General features: G+C 60.3%; 1 protein-coding gene. It reads right to left on the reverse strand.

The window, feature by feature from the left end:
* The coding region (locus E6C55_RS33375; RefSeq protein WP_168736020.1) for an InlB B-repeat-containing protein at positions 1–345 on the reverse strand (345 nt) is incomplete at both ends.

Consider the following 345-nt stretch of genomic DNA (forward strand, 5'->3'; position numbering starts at 1 on the left):
GCTCCGTCGGATCGGCTATCGTCTGGCCATGTTCGACGGTGACCTCGCTTCCCGAGAAGCTGCCTCCGTTCGGGTCGAACGTCACCGTGTAGCTGTTCAACGTCCAGTGCGCGTACAACGTCATATCGCCGTTGACGGTGTCCCCTTCGAAGTCCCATTCACCCGTCTCATCCGCCGGATCGACGAACCAGCCCTCAAACGCATACCCCACTCGTGTTGGCTCCGTCGGATCGGCTATCGTCTGGCCGTGTTCGACGGTGACCTCGCTTCCCGAGAAGCTGCCTCCGTTCGGGTCGAACGTCACCGTGTAGCTGTTCAACGTCCAGTGCGCGTACAACGTCATAT

The sequence above is a fragment of the Cohnella fermenti genome, from assembly GCF_004801405.1.
GTDB classification, from domain to species: domain Bacteria; phylum Bacillota; class Bacilli; order Paenibacillales; family Paenibacillaceae; genus Cohnella; species Cohnella fermenti.